15 protein-coding genes and 1 tRNA gene are annotated in these 18,887 nt (G+C 52.2%); 11 read left to right on the forward strand and 5 right to left on the reverse strand.

The window, feature by feature from the left end; translation table 11 throughout:
- Positions 1–281 precede the first annotated feature (281 nt).
- The 4 genes from NT140_10055 to NT140_10070 all read left to right on the forward strand — a co-directional run bounded on the left by NT140_10055 (position 282) and on the right by NT140_10070 (position 3,485).
- Positions 282–1,991 carry a DNA methyltransferase gene (locus tag NT140_10055; protein MCX5832209.1) on the forward strand — a complete coding sequence of 570 codons (1,710 nt, stop codon included), beginning with the start codon at positions 282–284 and terminating at the stop codon, positions 1,989–1,991.
- A 176-nt stretch (positions 1,992–2,167) separates the two neighbouring features.
- The gene (locus NT140_10060; GenBank protein ID MCX5832210.1) at positions 2,168–2,725 is read left to right on the forward strand and encodes a hypothetical protein; all 558 of its coding nucleotides are present in this window, start codon (positions 2,168–2,170) and stop codon (positions 2,723–2,725) included.
- 125 nt (positions 2,726–2,850) lie between these two features.
- Complete coding sequence (locus tag NT140_10065) at positions 2,851–3,093, forward strand: type II toxin-antitoxin system Phd/YefM family antitoxin (protein MCX5832211.1); 243 nt, start codon at positions 2,851–2,853, stop codon at positions 3,091–3,093.
- Positions 3,090–3,485: a type II toxin-antitoxin system VapC family toxin gene (locus NT140_10070; protein MCX5832212.1), complete on the forward strand. Its 396-nt coding sequence runs from the start codon at positions 3,090–3,092 to the stop codon at positions 3,483–3,485. Before NT140_10065 ends, NT140_10070 begins: the two co-directional genes overlap by 4 nt.
- 13 nt (positions 3,486–3,498) lie before the next feature.
- On the opposite strand, the gene NT140_10075 is transcribed toward NT140_10070, so the two are convergent.
- Together NT140_10075 and NT140_10080 are read right to left on the reverse strand one after the other, a co-directional pair.
- A tRNA-Arg gene (locus NT140_10075) sits at positions 3,499–3,575 on the reverse strand.
- An 82-nt stretch (positions 3,576–3,657) separates the two neighbouring features.
- Positions 3,658–5,307, reverse strand: a complete 1,650-nt coding sequence (locus NT140_10080) for a peptide-binding protein (protein ID MCX5832213.1) — start codon at positions 5,305–5,307, stop codon at positions 3,658–3,660.
- Positions 5,308–5,482: 175 nt separating this feature from the next.
- On the opposite strand from NT140_10080, the gene NT140_10085 reads away from it, so the two are divergent.
- From NT140_10085 to NT140_10105, 5 genes are all read left to right on the forward strand, one after another.
- Entirely contained in the window at positions 5,483–7,021 is a 1,539-nt protein-coding gene (locus NT140_10085; GenBank protein ID MCX5832214.1) for a YihY family inner membrane protein, read from the forward strand.
- Positions 7,022–7,061: 40 nt separating this feature from the next.
- Entirely contained in the window at positions 7,062–8,003 is a 942-nt protein-coding gene (locus NT140_10090; protein ID MCX5832215.1) for a thioredoxin domain-containing protein, read from the forward strand.
- A 14-nt stretch (positions 8,004–8,017) separates the two neighbouring features.
- Positions 8,018–9,631, forward strand: a complete 1,614-nt coding sequence (locus tag NT140_10095) for a DUF4139 domain-containing protein (GenBank protein MCX5832216.1) — start codon at positions 8,018–8,020, stop codon at positions 9,629–9,631.
- A gap of 189 nt (positions 9,632–9,820) precedes the next feature.
- The gene (locus tag NT140_10100; protein ID MCX5832217.1) at positions 9,821–10,330 is read left to right on the forward strand and encodes a DUF6125 family protein; all 510 of its coding nucleotides are present in this window, start codon (positions 9,821–9,823) and stop codon (positions 10,328–10,330) included.
- Positions 10,331–10,348: 18 nt separating this feature from the next.
- Positions 10,349–12,964 (forward strand): phosphoenolpyruvate synthase, encoded by a 2,616-nt coding sequence (locus NT140_10105; protein MCX5832218.1) that lies wholly within the window; start codon positions 10,349–10,351, stop codon positions 12,962–12,964.
- A gap of 8 nt (positions 12,965–12,972) precedes the next feature.
- Here NT140_10105 and NT140_10110 read toward each other — a convergent pair whose 3' ends face one another.
- Positions 12,973–14,220: a Glu/Leu/Phe/Val dehydrogenase gene (locus NT140_10110; protein ID MCX5832219.1), complete on the reverse strand. Its 1,248-nt coding sequence runs from the start codon at positions 14,218–14,220 to the stop codon at positions 12,973–12,975.
- Between the two features lie 265 nt (positions 14,221–14,485).
- Here NT140_10110 and NT140_10115 point away from each other — a divergent pair, with 265 nt between their 5' ends.
- Complete coding sequence (locus NT140_10115; GenBank protein ID MCX5832220.1) at positions 14,486–15,466, forward strand: glycoside hydrolase family 57 protein; 981 nt, start codon at positions 14,486–14,488, stop codon at positions 15,464–15,466.
- 149 nt (positions 15,467–15,615) lie between these two features.
- On the forward strand, positions 15,616–17,154 hold the full coding sequence (locus NT140_10120; protein ID MCX5832221.1) for a glycogen/starch synthase: 1,539 nt from the start codon (positions 15,616–15,618) through the stop codon (positions 17,152–17,154).
- On the opposite strand, the gene NT140_10125 is transcribed toward NT140_10120, so the two are convergent.
- Both NT140_10125 and NT140_10130 read right to left on the reverse strand, forming a co-directional pair.
- The gene (locus tag NT140_10125; protein MCX5832222.1) at positions 17,151–18,656 is read right to left on the reverse strand and encodes a pitrilysin family protein; all 1,506 of its coding nucleotides are present in this window, start codon (positions 18,654–18,656) and stop codon (positions 17,151–17,153) included. The genes NT140_10120 and NT140_10125 overlap by 4 nt on opposite strands.
- A gap of 1 nt (position 18,657) precedes the next feature.
- A complete protein-coding gene (locus NT140_10130; GenBank protein ID MCX5832223.1) occupies positions 18,658–18,885 on the reverse strand; it encodes a hypothetical protein in 228 nt (75 codons plus the stop codon).
- Between the last annotated feature and the right edge of the window lie 2 nt (positions 18,886–18,887).

The following is an 18,887-nucleotide window of genomic DNA, read 5'->3' on the forward strand; positions in this document are numbered from 1 at the left end:
CAGTCTAACGCACTGTATTTACGATGTTTATAATTTAAATATTTTTATCGTACCCCCTAAGATACCCCCAAAAATTAAAGTACCTCCCTTTATCTCTTCTCTATGATATCATTTGCAACCATATCTTCAAACGCATATTTCTTTTTTCCTTTCCGGTCATTTTTTGTCCAGCTCCTGTAACTGAAGGGCAAGTGCGCCCTTACATATTCAATTGACATAACCGAATATTTTCCCTATCCTCGATCCAGCGGACTCGATAATTTCTTTGGAGGAATGACGGGATGAAAGAAGGCGAGAGCAACCTGCTCTACTATGGGGACAACCTGGACATTCTCCGCCGCTATGTGAAGGACGAGACGGTTGACCTCGTTTATCTGGACCCTCCTTTCAACTCCAATACCAATTACAATGTCCTCTTCGCGGAAAAAGACGGGAGCAAGGCCGCAAGTCAGATTCAGGCTTTCTCGGATACCTGGACCTGGAATCAGGAAAGCGAATCCACCTTTGCAGAGATAGTGATGGCGGGAGGGAAGGTCTCCGATTGCCTGCAAGCATTCAGGAATTTTCTGGGCGAATGCGACATGCTGGCCTACCTCGTGATGATGGCCCCGCGTCTGGCAGAACTTCGGCGGGTGATGAGATCAACTGCGAGCATTTACCTTCACTGCGACCCGACGGCAAGTCACTATCTGAAGATGCTTATGGACGCCGTTTTCGGACCGATCAACTTCAGGAATGAGATTATCTGGAAGCGGACAACATCGAAATCCCTGATGACGCGAAGACTGCCATCAAACCATGATGTCATATTGAATTACCAGGCTTCTCCGGATGCATGTTGGAATGCGGACGCCATGTTTTCTGCGTATGATCTTGCCAATCTGGATGAGAAGACTACGGGTAAGTACTGCCAGCGAGACAAGGACGGAAGACTGTATCAGTTGGACAACCTGAGCAACCCTAACCCTGACCGCCCAAACTTGACATATGAATTTCTCGGAGTCACCAAGGTTTGGCGTTGGACAAAGGAACGTATGCAGAAAGCGTATGAAGACGGACTTGTAATCCAGCCGAGTCCGGGCGCAATACCACGGTTCAAGCGGTATCTGGACGAGCAAAAAGGGAAACCGCTTGATGATGTCTGGACCGATATTCCGCCTCTCAATTCACAGGCGGCGGAACGTCTCGGATACCCGACGCAGAAGCCGGTTGCTCTCCTGGAAAGAATAATTCGTGCCTCATGCCCGGAAGGCGGCCTTGTCCTTGACCCCTTCTGTGGATGTGGGACCACGATTGCCGCCGCACAGGCGCTGGGCCATCCGTGGATAGGAATTGACATTACACACCTTGCCATAACCCTCATCAAGCAACGCATGAAGGATTCCTTCGGCATCGAGCAGGGTGTTCGCGCCACACCGACGGGAAAAGTGAGGGAAACGGTGGCGGAATATGGAGCGGTAACAAAGCGTCCTTTCCATGTCGTGGGCGAGCCTACAAGCGAGCCGGACGCGGAGGCACTGGCGGCCTCGGACCCGTATCAATTCCAATGGTGGGCGCTGGGACTTGTGGGGGCGCGGCCCGTCGAGCAGAAAAAGGGAGCGGACAAAGGTATTGACGGGCGGATCATCTTCCAAGGGGACAAGCCAGGCACCTTTGAAAGCGTCATCCTGTCGGTAAAGGCAGGGAAGACCGGCTCCACGCACGTCCGAGATCTGAAAGGGGTCCTGGAGCGGGAAAAGGCAGCGATTGGCGTTCTTATCTCAATGCAAGAACCACCTGGACCAATGAAAACCGAAGCAGTGACGGCGGGATTTTATGAGTCCGCCTTATGGGGAAAGAAGTACCCGAAGTTGCAACTTTTCACAGTAGCCGAACTGCTGGCCGGGAAGAAAATAGAAATGCCTCCAATCCGGCAAGTGGGGGCGACGTTCAAAAAGGCTCCGAAGGCGGGGGCGGAAAAGAAAGCTGAGCAACAGGAATTGCAGGTATGATTATTTACGGTCGCCCTTTTCATCCAGCACAATAAATATTATCTGGGAGTTGTCTTATGTGGGGAATTATAAGAAAAGACCTGGAACCCATCCACAGCTTCGCTCTGCAATTTGACCAAAATTACAACCCTGAAAAGTTAGGGGCGTGGGGAATAATCTTTTTATGATGTGGTGCGTTGGCAAGCAGGAATAGTTTATGGATTGAGAGATTAAAGAAAAGTGAGATTTTGGTACGTCCATCTGACTTAGGTAAGGTCATGCAGGGATCAGACGTTTGCACAAGCGATGATTACGCTGCAAAGTTTAGTGAATTTATCAGGAAGTGGTGTAACGACAGAGTAGCCATTGACGTAGCCGAAAAAAGAATGGAGAAATACAGAGGGAAAATTAGTGAAAAAACCTTTCTCAACCAAAAAACATACCTTACACTGGCGTACATACTCAATAGCCTAACAGACTTGACCAAAGGGGAATTACGGGACTTCGATTGTCAAACCTGGATTAACCTTTCCAGCGCAGAAGAGCACAAGTTTGGTTGGCCAGAATTATTTTTTGCGGCGGGTCTTCTACTTAATAATGAGGATACTGTCGATTGGCGTAAAATGGCTTCTGTAATTCATGGCCTAGCTAAATCTATTAATGTGGATGTTAGCCCATTGTTTGAGCTTTATGCCGGGGATACTGTTTTGGAATTAAAGAGTACACGAATATGTACCGACCTCCCAACTGAATGATTTTGGCTTTTTCTCTTCTGAAATTTGGCTTTCAATTCCTGGCTTTTAATTCCTCTATTACAACTCTTGACAGAACGTAGTTGTACATGTTAAGTTGTACATAATATTCATGAGGAGGTAATTGTATGAGATCCTTGTCCGTATCATCAGCACGCAGCAACCTGACATCTCTACTCGACGATGTTTTGATAAATCATGAGACCATCATCATCAGCCGCAATGGAAAGCCTGTTGCCCATCTGGCTCCGATCCCGCCTGACATTTGTCGGGAGGAGGCTGCTCGCTTTCCGTTACGCGGAATTTCCATTTCAATTTCTGATGATTTTGATGAGCCTGTTCCGGGGTTATGGGAGGCATTAGAGCAGTGATTGTGCTTGATACGCATGTCTGGCTCTGGTGGTTGCATGATCCTGCGAGGTTATCGCCGGCTGCTGATAAACTGATACAGCAAGAACAGGCCTCTGGCGCCCTCATTCTTTCTGCTATTTCTGTTTGGGAGGTGGCAGTAAAGATACAATTGGGCAAACTTGCGATTCCAATGGATATACACCGTTGGTATTATTTGGCCAGAAGCTACCCGGCAACAGTCATTGAACCACTCTCACCGCTTGATGCCATTGCCAGCACATTACTTCCCGGCAATTTTCATAAGGATCCGGCGGACCGCATCATAATTTCTCTAGCTCGAAGACTTGCCGTGCCGCTTCTGACCTGTGACCGTAAAATTCTCGATTATGAGCATGTCATAACGGTTTGGTAGATAAGATGTGAAATGGTGGGCGGTGTGGGATTCGAACCCACGGCCTTTGGCTTCGGAGGCCAGCACTCTATCCAACTGAGCTAACCGCCCACAAACAGAAAGTGTGGTCTGCCTTAACCATTTTTTTTGTATACTGTCAACTATTTCATCGTGTCGCCGGAACTTGCACCGTCTATCTCGTCATGACCAACCGCTGCTCCTCCTTTGGAACATACCACTTGATAAAGTTATGGCCGATGCCGAGAGGCGCCGGCTCTACTCCCCGGATGCGCGCATCAATGATCGGCAGGGCATCGGGGGCATAAAGAAAGGCGTACGGCTGCTCTTCAGCCAAAATCTCCTGGATCCGGTCGTAGCATTTTTTTCTGGCTTCCTGGTCGAAGGTGCTCCTTCCTTTCTCCAGCAACTCATCCACTTCTTTATTCTTGTAGGAGACGAAATTCAATTCTTCCGGGGCGGTTTTACTGGAATGCCAGACGTCGTAAATATCAGGGTCCAGCGGGATCGTCCACCCGAGCAGCGTGGCATCAAATTTACGCTTATTGATAAAATCATTGACAAAGGCCGCCCACTCGATAACGCGGATATTGACGATAATGCCGATCTCGGCGAGTCTCCGCTGGATGATTTCCGCACACTTGCTCCGCACATCATTGCCCTGATTGGTAATGATTTCAAAGGTAAAAGGCTGGCCATCCTTATCGAGGATACCATCGCCGTTGGTATCTTTCCAGCCGGCCTCGGCCAGCAGTTCCCTGGCGCGCTGCGGATCATAGGGATACTTTTTCACGCGGTCGTTTTGCGCCCATGTGCCCGGCTTGTATGGACCCGTTGCTACCTGCCCCAGACCCAGCAGAACACCCTGGATGATTTCCTCCCGGTTGATCATATGACTGATAGCCTGGCGCACTCTCTTATCGGCGAAAAGCGGTTTCTGCAGATTATAGCCGAGATAGGTGTAGGAAAAGGAAAGATAACGGTACTTGTTGAAGTTTTTCCTGAAGAGATTGTTCTCCGTCTGCCGCGTAAACTGCAGGGGCGATAATCCCATCCGGTCAATGCCGCGGGCGCGCAGCTCCAGAAACATGGTGGCCATATCGGGGATGATGCGCAAGATGTAGCCGTCAATATAGGGCCGCCCTTCAAAGTAGTCTGGATTGGCAGCCAGGACGATCTTCTGACCGGATACCCATTCCTTGAACATGTAGGGACCCGTGCCCACGGGATGACGGGCCAGCTTGCTTTTGGCGATGTCTTTGCCTACCAGCAGGTGTCGGGGAAGAATGGCGCTGCTCCAGCTCATCAGGGCCGGTGCGAAGGGTTTATCGTAAGTGGCGCGGAAAGTGTGGGCATCCAGAATTTCGGCCTTTCTTACCTTTAGAAAATCGCCGGCATAAGCGGTCGGCGTCCTGGGATCAATGGTTGCCTGATAGGTAAAGAGCACGTCGGCGGCGGTAAAGGGACGCCCGTCATGCCATTTGACGTCTTTTCTGAGATGAAAGGTGATCACCAATCCATCGCGGGAAATCTCCCATGCTGACGCCAGATCACCGACAATATGCAGGTCTTTGTCGTATTTTACGAGACCGTTATAAACCATCCCGGCAATACCGTGCGATGTACTGTCGGAGGCCAGGAGGGGGATGAGATTGCTGGCATCGCCGATGGAGCCCTCCACCATAATGTCGCCGTAGGCGGGGCCGGTATCGGATCGCTTCCTGATGCTATCCTCGCCCTGGTGGCAGCTTAAGAGAATCAGACCGAACAAGGCAATAACCAGGGGGCCAACAATTATAACTGCTGCTCTTATGACAGGCTTCATGCGGGGGACTTTAGCCAATAGTTGCTGTTTATGCAATGAAATTCTGAAATTCCCCTGATTCCTTGACGTCAGGAAGGCCAAGGGAATTTTTTATGTTTTGCACTGCTTGACACGGTCAAGGGGTAATGGTAAAAAAATCCTCCAATGAGACAAAAGGACGGGATGCAAAAATTTCATGATAGATGAATATCAAGATAAACTGGCGGCCGCGTACAAAAAATATATTCGCATGGGTGCGGCCGGTGTCTGGGAGATCCTGCGCGACGCTTACCGGAATTATACCCGCAACAGTGAGGTGAATCAGGCCGCCGCCATTGCCTTCTATGCCATCCTGTCCCTCATCCCGATGTTCCTGCTTACGCTTCTTGCGGCCGGCTACTTTTTCAGCGCTCACCCGCTAATTCAAAAGGACATCGCCGCCAATATCAGGGCTATCCACCCCTTTTTTTCTGATGAATTACTTAATAATATTGTGAAATTAAAAGAAGGTCACCGTATCGTCGGGTGGATAGGAATTGTCAGTTTGCTCTGGCTTTCCGCCATGATCTTTGAGGCCCTGGAAAAAGCCTTGAATATTATCTTCCGGGCCAAGACCTTGCGAAACTTCGTTCAATCCAAACTCCTGGCCCTGGCCATGATCCCGTTAGGCTGGTTAGTCAGTATCACCAGCGTAGGAATTACCTATATCGCGACGGTCATGTGGAAGCAGTCACCATTGGTAAAAAGTAGTTTTTTATCATATTGTTACACTCTAATCCCCCGCCACCTGATACCCTATCTCCTGACCGTAGCGTTTGTAAGCCTCTTGTACCGTCTCATACCGAAGACGCGGATCTCATTGCGCGGCGCCATCGGCGGCGCCGTGATCTTTGCCACCCTGCTGGAAGCGGCCAAGTATTTTTTTGCCTGGTACATAGCCAACTACACCCACTATGATGTAATTTTCGGCTCCATGGAGGCAGTTGTGCTGCTGGTCATTTGGGTATTTTATGTGGCCATGATGCTGCTTTTTTGCGCGGAAATCATCTCTTCCTATGAGAGGAGGGATTTAATCCTGCTGGAACAGGCCTTATTGATGCAAAAAAGTAAGGTGCTAAAGAGCGAAGAGAGATTATTCCGCAAATTTGGACGTATATACGAGCCTGGTGAATATCTTTTTAAGGAAGGCGATACGGGACGGGACATGTTTTATGTTCTGGATGGCGAGGTTCGGGTGGAAAAGCAGGCCGGCCAAGTCACCAGAACCCTGGCTTCGATCAGCGCCGGAGCATATCTGGGAGAAATGGCGGCCCTGATTGATGTGACGCGCACTGCCTCGGCCTACGCCCTGAAAAAGAGTTACGTGGCCGTTATCGGCGGCGATATTTTTCGCGATCTGCTGCGAGAAAGCGAGGCCGTCTCTCTTTTCATGCTCCAGGAGTTTTCCCGCCGCATCAAGCACACCAACGACGATCTGGAACGTGTTACCCAAGCCTGGATAAAACTACTGATCGTCCTTTATTTCCTGAAGGAATGGCCTCTGACCAAAGGAAGAGACCCCCGGCAGGAGGTAATGCGCCTGACCGAAAAGACCTTTGGAGAAATTGATGAAATATTTTCCTGTCTAAGCGAGGAAGGCATTTTACTTGTCCGTGATGGTCGTGTTATCAGCTTCCACAAAGAGCGAGTTGGGGATGTTCTGCAGGTCGGGATGGCGTGTAAAACCGGCATGTAAAAATGCCAATTAAAAACTGATAGACAAGTGTGAGGCGAAGATGAATAAACTGCTGCAGAACAAGCGGCTCCTTACGGGCGTTATGGCTGGCATCGGCATCGGTATTATCATATTTTACACCTTCTGTGTAGACTCCTGCCGTTACCTGCAAGGCGCCATCTGGGGGCTGGATCTCAAATATCTGGGCATTGTTTTCATGGCGGCGGTGATTCTGCTGACAGCACTGAAAAAGGACAGCCTTTGCCTGGCCCTGATCTCCATGGGGATCGGCGGAGAAGCTTTTCTGATTGGCTATCAGATGAAAAATAGCACCTATTGTCCCTTTTGCCTGGCCTTCGGTATCCTTTTGATACTGATTTTCGTTGTAAACTTTCAGAAAAAGCAAATCCCGCTCATAACCATCATGGCGATTCTTGGCCTGCTTTTCCTGTTCTTGGCCTTTAAGGGGTCTTCCACGCCCGCCTTTGCCGATGAGAACTTTATCACTTCCTTCGGCTCCGGCCGCGTTAATGTGCGCATTTATACGGACTATTTCTGCGCCCCTTGCCGCGCCGCCGAACCGGAAATCGAGGCGCTGCTGACCAAGCTGCTGGAAAAAAACACTATCCGCCTTACCTTAGTTGACACGCCCGTCCACAAGGAGACGCCCCTCTATGCCCGCTATTTTCTTTATATCCTGAATGAAAATAAGCGATTTTTTGCCCAGGCCATGCTGGCGCGAGGCGCGTTATTTGAGGCAGCGGCACAAAACATTCTTACCGCCAAGGACCTGGAGGCCTTTCTGGCCAAAAGAAATATAAAATTCAAACTCCTTGACGCGGCGCCCATTTTTAAGAACATGGAAAACTACATCAAGGAAGATAGCATTCACAGCACTCCCAGTTGCGTGATTTATGGCCCCAAAGGCAAACAGGTGTCCGTGGGCAAGATCGGAATCATCAAGGGGCTGAAAGGCATCCTGGAGAATACCCCCCCTCGATAATAAAGGACCAATGGATGAGAGAATTTGACACGATTGTTGTCGGCGGTAGGTTTAAGAAATTATTTTCTGCTGGAAAAACGCAGACAATAATTTCTCGCTTGCTAACCTGTTTCCTATTGGCGACTTTTTTCCCCTGCCTGGCTTTGGCTACACCAAAAGAGGTTACCATCTTTCCCCAGGCCGCCCGCATTACGGAGATAACAAAAGTTCGTCTCCTGCCGGAAGGTAAATATCTGCGCAAGGCGGTCATTGTTCTCCCCGGTACGGCTGATCCCGCTTCTTTAGTGGCCTCCCTTCCCCCGGAGGCAAAATTGAAGTTGGAGGACCAAACATGGCGCAAGTTACCGCACGATGAGGATGGTGTGATCAAAGAGCTCCGCCGCCAGATCAGGCAGGTCAGAGAGGAGAGAAACGGCCTGCAGGCCTCTCTACACGGCCTCGACAACCAGATTCAGTTCTGGCAGCAGCAGACAAAAGCCAAGGCCAAGACGACAATTGAGGCCGGCGTGATTGCCGCCGCCATCGGCAAGAACATCAAAAAGGCCTATCAGGAAAAATTGAATCTGGGACCGGAAATACCCCGCCTGGACAAGAAGATCAAGGAGCTGGAAGAGGAGCTGAGCCTGACGCGCGGCAAGGATGATCTTCTTGGGGTGTGGGAAGTCACCTTCCTCTTTTCCAGCGCTGCGGCCAGCGTCCCGGCTAACGATATTTTGCTTACCTATAGTTATACGCTGACTGATTGCGGCTGGCAACCGGTTTACCGTCTCGACGCCCGTCCGGCGCGCGGAGAAATCCTTTTCGGCCAGGAGGCGGAAGTCTGGCAAAATTCAGGGCAACCATGGAACGACGTGGCCGTGCAATTGACAACTTTTACCGCGCCTGCGTCTTTTATCACGCCGGCCGCTTTACCACCTTGGAATGTAAAACCTCGCGAAGGAATCAAGACGAAAGTAAAACGCACCGCCGACAAGGCGAAAGCCCTGCCGAGACTTACGGAAGGGCCTGCGGAAGGACCGATACCGGCGGAAGGGAATGAAGCGCGGGCCGTCGCCCCACCAGACGATTTTAATCTCCAAGCGGCGGGCAGAAAAACCATCCCCGCCGGCTCGCGTCTGAAGATAAAGCTCTCCGAAGAAGTCTGGCCGGCCGCCTTCGGCTACCTTGCTCGCCCCGGTCAAGGCCCGCAGGCCTTTATCAGCGCCTTGTTTAATTTTCCCGAAGCCAGGCAAATACCACCGGGTCAGGCCATGTTTTCCCAGCAGGGCACCCTGCTGGGCAAGAGCAGCTTCTCATTATCCGGGAAGCAGGGATTGCTTTTCTTCGGACAGGATCCCCAGGTTACGGTTACCAGCCAATTGCTGACGGACCAGCCCAAGCACCGCCAGTGGCGTCTTGAGGTCCGGAACGACCGTGCCGCTCCGATAAAACTGCGCATCGAGGAAAGCGCTCCCCAGGCTCACGATGCCAGGATAAAAGTCAAGCTGCTCGCCGTCGGCGCTGAGGAAAAACCGGGGCTGTTGAGCTGGGATTTAGAACTGGCGGCAGGAGAAAAGAAAACACTGTTTTGGGGCATCGAACTCGAAGCCCCCCCGGACATGGAAGTCGAATCCGGCCTTACGCCATAGAGCCAAACTGCAGCAAGGGGGCAGGAAGATTTCCGTTGGCTTCCTGAAATAACCCCCATGCACAGCGCGGGTACAACGAAACATGAAAATCCCCCCTTAACCCCCCTTTGGTAAAGGGGGGATGGGGGGGATTTTCATATAAATAGACACGTCAATAAGATTCAGGCAGTTTAAATTGAGGATCAGTCAATGGATATGACAACGTTTCAGCAGATGGACAGGGAACAGCTTACCAGCTACATAGAATTCCTTCTGTGGCATTACCGGGTTGCGGACGCCTTCTGGTTTATCAAGGTAGCGGAGCGTTTTGATCAGGCTACGGCGGAAAAAATCAACGAGCAGGTTTGGGGGCGTATCGCCGGTATAGCCGCCAAAGACCTGCTTGCCCGCTTTAACATTGAAGAGCAGGGTCTTGCCGGCTTTGTGAAAGCGATCAAACTTTTCCCCTGGTGTATCCTGGTGGGTTACCAGATTTCTCAAACCGATGATGTTGTGACCATAACCGTGCCTTCCTGCCCGGCGCAGCAGGCCCGGCTGAAGCGGGGTTTAGGCGAATATGTCTGCAAGGATATGCATCATCGTGAGTTCGCCAGCTTCGCGCACGTCATAGACCCCCGCATCGCGGTTTCGTGCCTCTTCGCGCCCCCTGATCCGCATCCCGCCGATACCTTTTGCCAATGGCAGTTCCGGCTCACATAATTATGAGGAAGGGCGTTGATGAATGCAAGAACGGTTGCGAGCGGTCTTCACGACCTGGATGAGGTGGTTCAGGGTCTGTGTCTGGGCGACAATGTCGTCTTTCAGGTGGACCGTTTGGATGAATACCTTCATTTTGCCCGACCTTTCGCCGCCCGGGCCATCGCCGACGGGCGTACCTGCGTTTACATGCGCTTCGCCCCCCATCCGCCCATCCTGGATGCCGCGCCGGGGCTTACCATCATCGAGGTCAACCCCCACGAGGGCTTCGATGCGTTCAGCGGTGCGGTCCATCAGATCATCGAGGATCTGGGTAAGGAGGTCTTCTACATCTTCGACAACCTTTCCGCCCTCGTCGTGGAGTGGGCAACGGATGAACTTCTGGCCAACTTCTTCCAGATCACCTGCCCCTTCCTTTACGAGCTCGACACGGTGGCCTTTTTCGCGCTGACGCGGGGCCACCATGCCCACAGCGTCGTCGCCCGCATCCGGGACACAACGCAAGTATTGATAGATGTGTATCACGTGCAGGGCGACATGTATATTCATCCGCTCAAGGTTTGGACGCGTTACTCCCCCCAGATGTTTCTCCCGCATATCCGTGCGGAAGCAGGGTGGTCACCCGTCTTCCAGAGCGGCGATGCGGCGGCAATTTCCGCCCGGGCGAGCCGGAACCCCTTGCACGTGAAGGACAAATCCACGGCCCCCTGGACGAGCGTCTACCGGAAGCTCATGCAGTATCACGAAGCGGGAGAGTCCCTGACGGAGAATTCTTCGGAAGTCGCTGCCCTGAAGCAGGAGCTCACGCGTATGATGATCGGCAATCACCCGGAGTTCAGCCGTCTGGCCGATCAATACTTTACCATTGACGATCTCTTCTCTATCCGGGATCGCCTGATAGGGTCGGGGCGGATCGGCGGGAAAGCGGCCGGAATGCTCCTGGCCCGGCGGATCCTAGCGGTGACAGCGGGCGCCTTTGAGTTCTCGGAGATTTTGGAGGAACACGACTCTTTCTATATCGGTGCGGACGTTTTCTTCACCTTCCTCGTGAACAACGAACTTTTCCGCCTGCGCCTGAAGCTCTCGCGGAGTTCCCATGTTTCCCATGAGGAATTTGCCGAGGTGGAGAAGCGCTTCCTTGCGGGTCGGTTTACGGCTGAGATACTGGAGCAGTTCCGGCGCATGCTCGATTACTTTGGCCAGGCCCCGATCATCGTGCGCTCGAGCAGTTTGCTTGAGGACAGCTTCGGCAACGCTTTTGCCGGTAAGTACCGGAGTGAGTACTGCGCGAATCAGGGAACTCCCGAGGTGCGACTGGAAGCCTTTCTCACGGCGGTGAAGCTCGTCTACGCCAGCACCTTAAACCCCGATGCCCTGACGTACCGGCGGACACGGGGACTCGGGGAAAGTGACGAACAGATGGCCATCCTCGTCCAGCGGGTCTCCGGCAGGCCCTTCAACCGCTATTTTTTTCCGACCCTGGCCGGGGTCGCCTTTTCCCGCAATCTCTATGCCTGGACAAACCGGATTGACCCTGAGCAGGGAATGATCCGGCTGGTCCTTGGATTGGGCACGCGGGCCGTCAACCGCGTGGGCGACGACTACCCGCGGATGATCGCCGTCAGCCACCCGCAACTCCGCCCCGAAGCGGGGACGCGGATCGCCAAGTATTCGCAGTGGGAAATGGATGTCATTGATCTTGCGGAAAACCGGTTCGCCACGAAGTCCGTCCGGGAGGTCTTCCGCGACGGGGAGTATCCGCATTTACCCATGCTCGTCTCCCTGATGAAAGACGGCTATCTCAGTGATCCCTTCACCGGCAGGTTGCCGGCAGGAACGAACAAATTTGTCCTGACCTTCAACAACCTGATCAACCGTACAAATTTCGTAAAGATCATCGGGGAGATGCTCTCCCGCCTCGAGGGGGTCTACGGCCATCCCCTCGATACGGAGTTCACCGCCGCGGTGGATCATGACGGCCGTATCCGGGTGAATCTCCTCCAGTGCAGGCCCATGCGCCTTCCCGGGACGACGGGCCCCGTGGAACTGCCCCGGGAGCTGCCGACGGAGCGGATTCTTTTCCGGTCTCACCGAACGATCAGTGGCGGGGTTGTAGAGCAAATTCGGTATATTCTGTATATTGATCCAAAACGTTATGCAGCGATCGAGGAGAGGGACATCAAGAAAACTCTCGGCCGGATTGTCGGAAAAATCAACGAACACCCCCGGATTGAAGGGCAGAACCTCATCATGATGGGGCCAGGCCGCTGGGGAAGCAGCAATATCAACCTAGGCGTGAACGTGAGTTATGCGGACATCAATAACACGGCGGTTCTGGTCGAGATCGCCCGGGAGGCGGCGGGGCATATTCCCGAGGTGTCCTATGGAACCCACTTCTTTCTGGACCTCGTGGAGGCTCAGATCATCTATCTACCCGTGTATCCCAACGATCCGGAGGCGGACTTCCAGCACAAGTTCTTTGCGGAGGCCAGGAATTCCCTGACCGACCTCCTGCCGGAGGCGGATAAATTCGCCCCGTATGTGCACCTGATTGATCTCCCGGCATGTACGGGGGGCCGTTACGCCCGTCTGGTTGCCGATCCCCGAAGCCAGCAGGCGGTGTGTTATATAGCCTAAACCCCTATTTACATCCAGCCGCGGAGTTGCATGGCTTCCACGACCCTCTCCACGGCGACGACATAGGCCGCCTGACGCATGTTGATGTTGTACTTTTTCGATGTCTCAAACACCTTGTGATAGGCGGAAGTCATTTTTTTGTCCAGGCGCTTGTGGACCTCTTCCTCATCCCAGTAGTACATATAGAAATTCTGGACCATTTCGAAGTAGGATACGGTCACGCCGCCGGCATTGCACAGGAAGTCGGGGATCACATGGACGCCGTTCTTGTGCAGGATTTCGTCGGCTTCCGGCGTCGTCGGGCCGTTGGCCAGCTCGGCGATAATCTTCGCCTTGATCCTGGGGGCGTTTACCTCGGTGATGACGCTCTCCAGAGCCGACGGGAACAGGATATCTACATCCATTTCCAGAAGGTCTTCGTTGGTAATGAATTCCGTGTCGGGGAAGTTGCAGACGGACGATGTCTGTGCTTTGTGTTCCCCGACGGCCACGGGGTCGAAACCGGCGTCGCAACTGATGCCGCCCCTGGAGTCACTGACCGCCACGATCTTGCAGCCGAACATGGTCTGGGCGAGACAAGCGGCGTAATAACCGGCATTGCCGTAACCCTGGACGGCGATGGTGGCCTTGGACAGATCAATGCCCAGGACTTTTGCCGCTTCGCGAACGGTGTAAAGGCCGCCCCGGGCGGTGGCATCCCCGCGGCCGGCGGAACCGCCGAGGGCCAAGGGTTTGCCTGTGATCACGCCGAACTGGTTTTTACCGGAGAGTTTGGAGTATTCATCCATCATCCAGGCCATGATCTGGGGGTTGGTGTACACATCCGGCGCCGGAACGTCCTTTTCCGGACCGATAAACTGCCAGATCTGATCAATATAGGCGCGGCTGACGCGTTCCAGTTCACCCTGGGACATCTCTTTCGGGTTGCAGATAACGCCGCCCTTGCCGCCGCCCAGGGGCAGGTCAACCACGGCGCATTTCCAGGTCATCCAGGCGGCCAGAGCCTTTACCGTGTCTATGGTTTCATCGGGATGAAACCGGATGCCGCCCTTCGCCGGGCCTCTGGCATCGTTGTACTGCACACGGAAACCTTGAAACACCTTGACCGTGCCGTCGTCCATCCGGATCGGCAGGGAAACATATAATTCACGCACGGGGACCCGGAGCATAGCATGAATGCCGGGATCCAGATTCAAGATTTTGGCGCACTGATCCAACTGTTTCTGCGCCACCGCAAAGGCATTTGACTCTGACATATAATTCTCCTCTTTCAGTAATGGATTCATAGGCAAGCGGCAGTCATTTGCCGCCTGCCTTAACATGTCAAAATATGTCTGTCAATAGGGAAGAATTACAGGAAACCAAATGACCCGATACTAATATTCACTATCGAAATCATGCATTTTGTCGAGCTTAGAGATTTGCTGATCTTCTATTCAACAGACATCAACAGGCATGTTGACTTTTTTCATAAGACTGCTGTAGAATAGCACAAATTACAAACCGCAGGCTGGAGTTCATATGCCCCTCGTCTCCTTTTATTTTCAGATGCATCAACCTTTTCGGCTTCATCCGGACCGGGACAAGTTCTTCTGGGAAGAAAGGAACCGCGACATTTTCCTGAAGGTTGCCGACAAGTGTTATCTGCCTGCCGTGCGAATGTTCACGGAACTAATCGCCGAATATCCGCTGTTTAAGATTGCCCTGGGCCTTTCAGGAACATTTCTGGAGCAGGCGGAGCTTTATAACCCCGAGGTCGTCAAGGCCCTCCAGGAATTGTTTGCTGCCGGACGGAAGGGTGGGCAGGTGGAATGTCTGGATGAGACCTATTACCATTCTTTGACCAGTCTTTTTGCCGATCCCCGGCGTCAGGAATTCCGCGATCAGGTAGCCCTGCATCGGGAAAAGCTTCGGATGCTTTTCGGTGTCGTTCCCACTTCCTTCCGCAATACGGAACTGATGTATAACAACCACATTGCCGATGTGGTTGCGGACATGGGCTATCAGGCCATTCTCTGCGAGCAGCGTCCGGACATGTTTATCACGGATGACAAGCCTATTTCTCCTAACACTGTTTTTCATGCTCAGGGAAGCAAGTTGGTTGTCATTCCGCGTAATCGCGAACTAAGCGATGACGTGGCCTTTCGGTTTCCTCACCGGCCGATTACGGCGGAGGAATACGCCTCTTACCTGGCAAAGGTGGATGGGGAAGTAGTGCTGCTCGGTTACGATTTTGAGCACATCGGGGAACATATCTGGGAGGACAAGGGGATATTTGCTTTCTGGCGAGGTCTTCCCGCCGCCCTGGCGTCTTATCCCAATGTCGTGGTATCTACGCCCACGGAGATTGCCCAGGCCTTCAAGAACGCCGCTTGTCCGGAGCTGAGCATTCAAGGCCTTTCTACGTCATCATGGGCTGATGCCGGGCGGGACACCTTCGGCTGGCTGGGGACAGCTACGCAATATGAACTGTTTCGGGACATTGAGAATCTGGAATACTGAACCACTGGCGCCATCTGACTACATCGGATCATGTCTATTTCCTGCACGAAAATGAAGGAGAAGACAACGCCGTCCATAACTATTTCAATCCCTACGGTTCCATCGCCCGCCCTTCTCACATCCTGACGCGGAAGATAGATTATTTGGAAATGGCCGTGAAGCGTTCTGCCATCTTAATAAAAAGGCAAAAGACGGCGGTGTTGATGATCAGCCCGGAAACGGGTCGCTTGCCGACGGGCATGGGGGGGTTGGCGCAATATGTTTTCGGTAAGACCGGCGGGCAGGGGGAGGTGGTTTCGGCGCTGTGCGAGGGCCTCACGGAACGGGGCATCCATGTGCATGTGATAACGCTTAATCTGAAAAAACGTTTTCGCAGTGAGGCCAATTTAACCGAGCTGCAATGGCAGCAACTGCGCTACACGATAGATCCCCAGAATATTCATCTCATCAGCTCCTCTTTGTTTGCCGATAAATTGAGCGCCTATTCCGGGGATGTGCTGCTAACGGCAGCAGAATTTCAAAAAGAGGCAGTGAACAACCTGATTAAAACACTCCGGGCTGAACACGAAGGACTTATCATCCACAGCCATGACTGGATGGCCGGGGGCGCAATTACCGCCTATGCCAAAGCCAGGAGGCTGCCCGTCCTGCATACGGTACACAATGTCTTTACGGCCCATTTGCCTGTTGATTATCTCAGTGGCGTGGATCGTAAAACTTTATCGGGCAGGCTTTATCTGACCAACATCAATGGCACCGATTGCATTGATTGCCAGGCGACGGCAATAAAAAATGCCACGCTCATAAACTTCGTGGGGCAAAGATTTCTGAAAGAAGTCGTAGATGATTACTTTCTCGACCGGAACATTGTCCCTACCAGTGTCAGGAACGAGGTGAAGGCTAAATACTATGCCGATGCGGCCTCGGCCATAATAAATGCGCCCTCCAACTCCGTTTACCCGGAACGCTGTGAATTTATTGTAAGAAAGTACGGTCCCGATGACGATGTAATCCAGGCCAAAAGAGAGAACCTTGTCGCCTTCCAGCAGCGCACGGGTTTAAATGCTAATCCTGAGGCCATCCTTTTTTACTGGCCATCGCGACTTGACCCATTCCAAAAAGGTGTAGAGCTCCTGGAGCAGATTGCCCTGCCTTTTGTCATGACCCATAGTGATGCGCAAATAGCGATTGTGGGTAACGGCATTGGTGATGATTATTACCACAGCGATGTCGTGGGCGGGATTGCCATGGCATCGCAGGGAAGAATTGCCTATCAACCCTACAACGAGGAGATGTCCCTGCTCGGTTATGCGGCGGCCAGCGATGTTTTTGGGGCGTCTCTCTATGAACCCTGCGGACAGATTGATCAATTAGGCAATCTGTTTGGCGCCACGGCCACCAACCGCGACACGGGGGGATACCACGACAAGATCCGGGAATTAAAGCTCAGAATTGACGGCGCCACGCATGACGTGGGCAACGGCTTTCTCTTCCGCGATTACGATGCCGGAGGACTCTGGTTTGCTCTCGAGAAAAGCCTGCTCTTCCATCGCCATGCCCCGGAAATAAAGGCCGGGCAGATCATCAGGATTATGAAGGAAACCCGGGAAAGGCATGACTTAGGAAAAATGATCTCCGCCTACATCCGGCTTTATGAAAAACTCAATAACGGCAAACCACTGGCTTAATTATGTACCAGCGTCGCCACTGTTCGATTCTCTTTGGTCAGGTATTTATTGGCTACCCGCGTTATATCGGCGGGTGTGATTTTTTCTATGAAATTGATGTGATTGACCAGATAACGATAATCTCCGGCCAACATTTCGTAGTACGAAAGCTTATTAGCCAGACCGGAATTAGAAGCTAATCCTCTGATAAAATCGGCCTTGAGCTGGTTTTTGGTCTTTTCAATTTCTTGGCTCGATACCGCTTCCGTCTTTAATTTTTCGATTTCCTGATAGATTGCGTTCTCCAATTCGGCGCTCGTATGGGGGTCGCGAGGTGTGGCAAAAATGGCAAACAGGTTCGGGTACCGGACGCCCGGCCAGCCGTTCGCCGCTTGGACGCTTTCGGCCAGACCCTTGGTTTCTACAATTGATTTATAAAGCCGGGAGGTCCTTCCCTGCGATAAAATGCTTTCGATGACATCAAAGACGTAGTCGTCAAAGGACGGTAACGTTGTTTTATGATAACCGATTGCGAGCTGCGGGCGGGCGGAAAAAGATACTTCGGCCCTCCTTTCGCCCTTTTGCGGAGGTTCGGCGCTGATGTGAACAGCCGATATTTTTTGGCGTTTGATGCCGCCGAAATATTTTTTTACAATTTTCATGGTGGCTGAGATATCAATGTCGCCGACGATGGCGATCACGGTATTATTGGGTGCGTGATAGCGGTTGAAGAAATCCCGCATATAATCGGGATTGAGAAATGACATATCCGATGGCCAGCCCAGGATCGGCCGTCCGTAAGGATGGGCCTGGAAAGCGGCCGCCTGGAACTGCTCCATCAGTTTGCCTTCGGGGTCGGATTCTACCGATTGCCGGCGCTCTTCCATAACCACATCGCGTTCGGTATAAAATTCACGAAATACGGGATGTTGCATGCGGTCGGCCTCGATGCGCGCCCAGAGTTCAATCTTGTTCGCCGGCAGACTGACCTGGTAGGTAGTGACATCCTGACCCGTGGAGGCATTCAGGCCGACGGCGCCGTTTTCCGTGTAGAGACGGTCTATTTCGTTGGACAGGATCAGCGGCTGGTGTTTTTTATGCAGTTCCGAGAGCTTTGTTTGCAGTTCTTCCATAAGCTTTTTATCTGCACCTTCCTCTTTCATCTTTTCCTGATCGAGGTGGGAACCCACCTGGTTTATCTGCTGCAGAATTCTTCTTTCGGCCGGATAGTTTTTGGCGCCGATTGTTTCTGTGCCCTTGAACATCAGGTGTTCCAGTAAATGAGCAGTGCCGGTCGCCCCGTTGGCTTCATCAACGGCGCCGACCCGGTGTCTGATGTAGAGCGACACGGTGGGGCTCGTATGACGGGCAAGCATGAGGACTATGAGGCCATTATCAAGGGTGTACTTCTTTACCTGTTTTTCCAGTTCGTAGGACCACAAGCGGGCCGGGGTGATAAAGACCAGAGTGAGCAGGATAAGTGTTGTCAATATGCGACTGTTGTAATTACCCGGAGTATTCATACTATTCGGCCTTTTCCTTTATAAAGTAGAAATACAATTGCAGGATCGAGTAAATAAAACCGACAACGCTGATCAGCAACATCAAAGAGTGAGAAAAAAATGCCAAAACGAACTCAGCCGGATTTTTCAACTGATAAGCGCTGATCAGATTAACAACAGATAAAGATAAGAACAAGACGGCCAGAACGGCAATCACAACGATTTTAATCCACCAGGTAAACGAGCCCATAT

Source organism: Deltaproteobacteria bacterium (assembly GCA_026388415.1).
Taxonomy (GTDB): Bacteria; Desulfobacterota; Syntrophia; order Syntrophales; family JACQWR01; genus JAPLJV01.

Coding starts and splice junctions, on each gene's coding strand:
- NT140_10095 (MCX5832216.1), top strand. CDS start 8,018: ATGAGAGAATTTGACACGATTGTTGTCGGCGGTAGGTTTAAGAAATTA.
- NT140_10120 (MCX5832221.1), top strand. CDS start 15,616: ATGGCCGTGAAGCGTTCTGCCATCTTAATAAAAAGGCAAAAGACGGCG.
- NT140_10105 (MCX5832218.1), top strand. CDS start 10,349: ATGAATGCAAGAACGGTTGCGAGCGGTCTTCACGACCTGGATGAGGTG.
- NT140_10125 (MCX5832222.1), bottom strand. CDS start 18,656: ATGAATACTCCGGGTAATTACAACAGTCGCATATTGACAACACTTATC.
- NT140_10055 (MCX5832209.1), top strand. CDS start 282: ATGAAAGAAGGCGAGAGCAACCTGCTCTACTATGGGGACAACCTGGAC.
- NT140_10085 (MCX5832214.1), top strand. CDS start 5,483: ATGATAGATGAATATCAAGATAAACTGGCGGCCGCGTACAAAAAATAT.
- NT140_10080 (MCX5832213.1), bottom strand. CDS start 5,307: ATGAAGCCTGTCATAAGAGCAGCAGTTATAATTGTTGGCCCCCTGGTT.
- NT140_10130 (MCX5832223.1), bottom strand. CDS start 18,885: ATGGGCTCGTTTACCTGGTGGATTAAAATCGTTGTGATTGCCGTTCTG.
- NT140_10065 (MCX5832211.1), top strand. CDS start 2,851: ATGAGATCCTTGTCCGTATCATCAGCACGCAGCAACCTGACATCTCTA.
- NT140_10090 (MCX5832215.1), top strand. CDS start 7,062: ATGAATAAACTGCTGCAGAACAAGCGGCTCCTTACGGGCGTTATGGCT.
- NT140_10115 (MCX5832220.1), top strand. CDS start 14,486: ATGCCCCTCGTCTCCTTTTATTTTCAGATGCATCAACCTTTTCGGCTT.
- NT140_10100 (MCX5832217.1), top strand. CDS start 9,821: ATGGATATGACAACGTTTCAGCAGATGGACAGGGAACAGCTTACCAGC.
- NT140_10110 (MCX5832219.1), bottom strand. CDS start 14,220: ATGTCAGAGTCAAATGCCTTTGCGGTGGCGCAGAAACAGTTGGATCAG.